The organism is Calidifontimicrobium sp. SYSU G02091, from assembly GCF_022631395.1.
Taxonomy (GTDB): domain Bacteria; phylum Pseudomonadota; class Gammaproteobacteria; order Burkholderiales; family Burkholderiaceae_C; genus Calidifontimicrobium; species Calidifontimicrobium sediminis.
Genome location: NZ_JALBGB010000061.1, coordinates 1 through 4318 on the forward strand (window position 1 = coordinate 1; position 4318 = coordinate 4318).

Annotated in this window: 6 protein-coding genes; 2 read left to right on the forward strand and 4 right to left on the reverse strand. The window is 73.1% G+C overall.

Annotated elements, in window-relative coordinates; all coding sequences use genetic code 11:
• On the forward strand, positions 1-420 hold a 420-nt coding region (locus MOJ79_RS18605), incomplete at its 5' end, for an NYN domain-containing protein (protein ID WP_241925502.1).
• Between the two features lie 94 nt (positions 421-514).
• Here MOJ79_RS18605 and MOJ79_RS18610 read toward each other — a convergent pair.
• Positions 515-1111 carry a SagB/ThcOx family dehydrogenase gene (locus MOJ79_RS18610; protein ID WP_241925503.1) on the reverse strand — a complete coding sequence of 199 codons (597 nt, stop codon included), beginning with the start codon at positions 1109-1111 and terminating at the stop codon, positions 515-517.
• Between the two features lie 109 nt (positions 1112-1220).
• Positions 1221-1562 (reverse strand): HPF/RaiA family ribosome-associated protein, encoded by a 342-nt coding sequence (locus MOJ79_RS18615; protein ID WP_241925504.1) that lies wholly within the window; start codon positions 1560-1562, stop codon positions 1221-1223.
• A gap of 170 nt (positions 1563-1732) precedes the next feature.
• On the opposite strand from MOJ79_RS18615, the gene MOJ79_RS18620 reads away from it, so the two are divergent.
• Complete coding sequence (locus MOJ79_RS18620; RefSeq protein ID WP_241925505.1) at positions 1733-1978, forward strand: lipopolysaccharide assembly protein LapA domain-containing protein; 246 nt, start codon at positions 1733-1735, stop codon at positions 1976-1978.
• Positions 1979-2011: 33 nt separating this feature from the next.
• Here MOJ79_RS18620 and MOJ79_RS18625 read toward each other — a convergent pair whose 3' ends face one another.
• Both MOJ79_RS18625 and MOJ79_RS18630 read right to left on the reverse strand, forming a co-directional pair.
• The gene (locus MOJ79_RS18625) at positions 2012-3343 is read right to left on the reverse strand and encodes an SLC13 family permease (RefSeq protein ID WP_241925506.1); all 1332 of its coding nucleotides are present in this window, start codon (positions 3341-3343) and stop codon (positions 2012-2014) included.
• Positions 3340-4224 (reverse strand): universal stress protein, encoded by an 885-nt coding sequence (locus MOJ79_RS18630; RefSeq protein ID WP_241925507.1) that lies wholly within the window; start codon positions 4222-4224, stop codon positions 3340-3342. The genes MOJ79_RS18625 and MOJ79_RS18630 overlap by 4 nt, the downstream gene beginning before the upstream one ends.
• Between the last annotated feature and the right edge of the window lie 94 nt (positions 4225-4318).

The following is a 4318-nucleotide window of genomic DNA, read 5'->3' on the forward strand; positions in this document are numbered from 1 at the left end:
GGTCATCTGCTTCATCGTCATCCTCGCATCTTGCATCGACACCTCCAACGCATGTCACTACGATGCGGTGGACTTGATCAGCGTTTCCCTAAGATTCGAGTCCAGCTCTACAAGCTCAAGGACATGCATGTGAACTGCATGAACTGTGGAAATCAGTTTGATCGAGAGGTTCAGAAGGGCGTCGATGTCGGCATTGCCACCTTGATCGTCAAGCTCGCAGCACAGAATGTTTACGAGCGCCTGATCTTGGCGGCCGGGGACGGAGACTTTGAGGATGCAATCTCCTACGTCAAGTCCGAGCTACACAAGGAGGTCTGGGTTTGCGGCTCGGCGGCGAACCTGTCAACTGACTTGCAGTCGTATGCAGATCATGTGGTTTGGCTGGAGGATCTTCATCCAGCCATCGACAGGGGCGTCTAACCCGCGGCTCAACCGGACAGCCCACAGCCGGCTGCGCCGGCCGTGGTCTGCCGGTTAGCCGCAACGTTAGACAGAGCCGTACCGGCGGCCCGGCTCAACGCGGATGCCCCACCGCCACGATCGCGAGCACCTGCTCGCCATCGCCCAGCGGCACCGCGCGCCGCAGCGCCGCCTCGTCGAATGCGCCGACCAGCGTGGCGCCGAGCCCGAGCGCGACGGCCTGCAGCAGCAGGTTCTGCGCCGCGGCACCAGCCTCGATCGCCACGTAGCGTTCGGCGCGCGCGCCGTAGCGCGCCGCGGTGCGCTGCGGTTGCGCGGCGATCACGACGAGCGCCGGTGCGTCGGCGAGCCAGCGCTGGTCGCGCGCGGCGGTGGCGATCTCGGCGCGCAGGTCGCCGCCGGCGACCGCGGCGAGCCGGTGCGCCGGCGGCTCGTAGCGGTGCACGCCCGCCGGCAGGCCGTCGACGCGGCCGGCGACGAGGTAGAGCACGAGCGGGTACGTGGCGCCGGCCGACGGCGCGGTGCGTCGACCTTGTGCGGCGTCGCTGACGCCCTGCGCGGCCCACAGCAGCTGGCCGGCGTCGGCGAGCGCGAGCGGGCGCGGCGCGAAGCTGCGCAGCGAGCGCCGCTGCGCCAGCGTGCGTTCGACGGCGACGGTGCCGTCGGTGCGCGGTGCCGGCAGCAGCGTCACCGTGCCGGGTATTGCGGGCTGCGCCGTGGCGGGGGGCGCAACGCCGAGCGACGCGGTCAGCGCCGCGGCTACCGCGAGCACGCCGGCGCGCCCGCCCGCGCGGCGACGTTCAGGCGCCGCGGATCGACTCGCGGCCCTTCGCATCGTTGGCGCGCCCGAGCGTGGTGTCGAGCATGCGTGCGAGCTTGTCGGCCGCGCCGTGCACGGCCTCGGCCACCTTGGCGGCGTCGTGCTGCACGGCCACCGGCTGGCGGCCGGCGAGGCGCGCCTCGAGCTTGCAGCGCTTGTCCTGCCCGTCGGTGCGCGCGGCGTTGACGTCGCTCAGGTGCACCTCGACACGCGTGACGTGGTCGCGAAAGCGCGCGAGGCGGTCCTTCAGTTCGGACTCGACCCAGGTGGCGAGCGATGCCTCGCCGTGCACGTGGTTGTCGGTGTTGAGCTGGATCTGCATGGGGGTCCTCGTCGTCAGTCGGCTGTGGATGCGACCCGGCGCCGGCACCGGGGTTCAATCGGAATGCGGCATCACGGCATCACGGCATCGGGGCACCGCGGCCGCTGCAACCTCGCGCGGCGCGCGAGGTCGTACCGGATGTCATTGTCGCTGCCGCATTGGAGGCCCCGATGAACGTCCGCTACGTCAAGCCGGCGGTGCTGCTGCTGCTCGTCGCCGCGCTGCTGACCGTGATCGCGCAGAACCGCGCGCCGGTGCAGACGCACTTCCTGCTGGTCACGGTCGAGATGCCGCACATCCTGCTGCTGGCGCTGACGGCGCTCGGCGGCTTCGTCGTCGGCCTGCTGGTGTCGGCGCTGCGGCGGCGGCGCGTGTGGCCAAGGCCGCCCGCCGACGCGCGCCAGCCCGAGGCCTGAGGGTGCGAGGCGGCGGCGCCGCGCGCCGTCGCGTCAGGCCAGTGCCGCCGCGACGGCCGTGATGACGGCGATGCACACGAGGTTGAGCACCAGCCCGCAGCGCATCATCGCCCCGGCCGGCACGGCGCCGGTGCCGTAGACGATCGCGTTCGGCGGCGTCGCCACCGGCAGCATGAAGGCGCACGACGCGCCGACCGCGATCGCGGCGGCCAGCAGCGCGGGCGACAGCCCGAGCGCCGCCGCCACGCCGAGGAAGATCGGCACCAGCAGCGCCGCGCTCGCGGTGTTGCTGACCAGCTCGGTCAGGAACACGACGAACGCGACGACGCCCGCCAGCAGCAGCCACGCCGGCGCGCCGTGCAGCAGCGCGACGAGCGCGTCGGCGAGGAAGCGGCTCGCGCCGCTGGTGCCCATCACGTGGCTGAGCGCCAGGCCGCCGCCGAACAGCAGCAGCACGCCCCACTCGGTGCGCTGCTCGACGTCGGGCCAGGTCAGCACGCCGGTGGCCACCAGCGCGACGACGGCGGCGATCGCGACGACGCTGTCGACGTCGCCGCCGATGCCGAGCGCGCGCCCGAGCGGCGCACCGGCGACCCAGCCGGTGGCGGTGAGCGCGAAGATCGCCACCGCGACGCGCCGCTCGCGCGTCCACGCGAGCGGCTCGGGGGCCGCTGCCTCGAAGTGCCCGCCGAGCTGCGGACGCAGCAGCAGCCACAGCACGCCGATCATCAGCGGCCACAGCAGCGCGACCATCGGCAGGCCGATGCGCAGCCAGCCGGCGAAGTCGATGCCCGCCTGCGCCGCGGCGATCGCGTTCGGCGGGCTGCCCACCAGCGTGCCGATGCCGCCGATGCTCGCGCTGTAGGCGAGGCCCAGCAGCACGAAGGTCTTCTCGCGCGCGCCGACGCGCTCGTCGCCGTGCAGCAGGCCGAGCGCGAGCGGCAGCATCATCGCCGCGGTCGCGGTGTTGCTGATCCACATCGACAGCGCCGCGGTGAGCGCGAACAGCAGCAGCACCGCGTGTGCGCGCCGCCCGCGGGCCAGCCGCAGCACGCCGGCGGCCAGCGCGCGGTCGAGCCCGTGGCGCTGCAGCGCGGCGGCGAGCGCGAAGCCGCCGAGGAACAGGAAGATGATCGGGTTGGCGAACGACGCGAGCGCGTCGCGCACGCTCAGCAGCCCGGCGAGCACCGCGAGCAGCGGCACCAGCAGCGCGGTGGCGCTCAGGTGCAGCGCCTGCGTCATCCACAGCCCGCCGATCAGCACGAACAGCGCCAGGCCGGCGCGCGTCGCGTCGGGGGCCGTCGTCAGCGCGTGGACGAGGGCAGCGAGCGCGAGGCAGGCCAGTGCGCGCAGCACCGCACTCATGCGGCGCGGGCGGTCGACACCAGCACGTCGGCGCTGCCCTCGGCGAGCACGTGCTTGGTCACGCTGCCCAGCAGTAGATCCTCGGCCGCCGACTGGCCGTGCTTGCCGAGCACGACGAGGTCGGCGTCGAGCTCCTGCTCCTGCTCGACGATGCGCTGCGACGCGTCGCCTTCGACGACGACGGCGTCGTAGTCGCCGGGCTTCAGCCCCGCCGACTGCGCTGCGGCGTGCAGCTTCTGCGTGGCCGCGGCGCGCGACTGCTGGCGGTAGCGCTCGATCGTTGCCGCGTCGACGCCGGCGAAGTGCAGCTTCTCCTCGAACGGCACCTGGAACGCGGTCAGCAGCACCAGCCGCGCGTGCGGCGCGACGCGCCGCGCCAGCGGCAGCGAACCCGCCGACCACGGCGAGAAGTCGAGCGCGACGAGCACGCGCCGGTACGGCTCGTGCGGCGTGTGACGCACGACGAGCAGCGGGCGCGTCGTGCGGCGCAGCAGCCGCTCGGCCGTCGTGCCGAGCACGAGCCTGCGCAGGAAGCCGGCCCCGCGTGCGCCGAGCACGAGCAGGTCGGCGTCGAGCGCGTCGGCCTGGCGGCCGATCTCGTCGAGCACGGCGCCGGTGGCCAGGTGCACCTGCACCGCAACGCGCCGTGCGGCGCCGAGCTCGTCGGCGAGGCGTTGCAGCTGCTCGCGCGCCTGCGCGAGCAGCTGCTGCGGCGCCTGCGGCTGTGCGCCGAGCCACTGGCGCAGCTCCTCGAGCGGTTGCGCGGGCAGCGTGTGCATCAGCGTCAGCGCGGCGCCGGTCTCGTGCGCCAGCCGCGCGGCGCGGTCGGCAGCGTGGCGTGCCGGCGCCGAGAAGTCGGTCGCGGCGAGGATGGCCTTCATCGTGCTCACTGGACTACCCTCCCTTCAGCTTGCGAAGTGAGGTGATGCAGGGTTATCCACGATGGCGGTCGGTCGGCGCTTGCGACGTACCGAC

What these genes read in the sequence shown, in the direction of transcription:
- MOJ79_RS18630 (WP_241925507.1), bottom strand. Translation starts at nt 4,224, where the DNA reads ATGAAGGCCATCCTCGCCGCGACCGACTTCTCGGCGCCGGCACGCCAC.
- MOJ79_RS18615 (WP_241925504.1), bottom strand. Translation starts at nt 1,562, where the DNA reads ATGCAGATCCAGCTCAACACCGACAACCACGTGCACGGCGAGGCATCG.
- MOJ79_RS18620 (WP_241925505.1), top strand. Translation starts at nt 1,733, where the DNA reads ATGAACGTCCGCTACGTCAAGCCGGCGGTGCTGCTGCTGCTCGTCGCC.
- MOJ79_RS18625 (WP_241925506.1), bottom strand. Translation starts at nt 3,343, where the DNA reads ATGAGTGCGGTGCTGCGCGCACTGGCCTGCCTCGCGCTCGCTGCCCTC.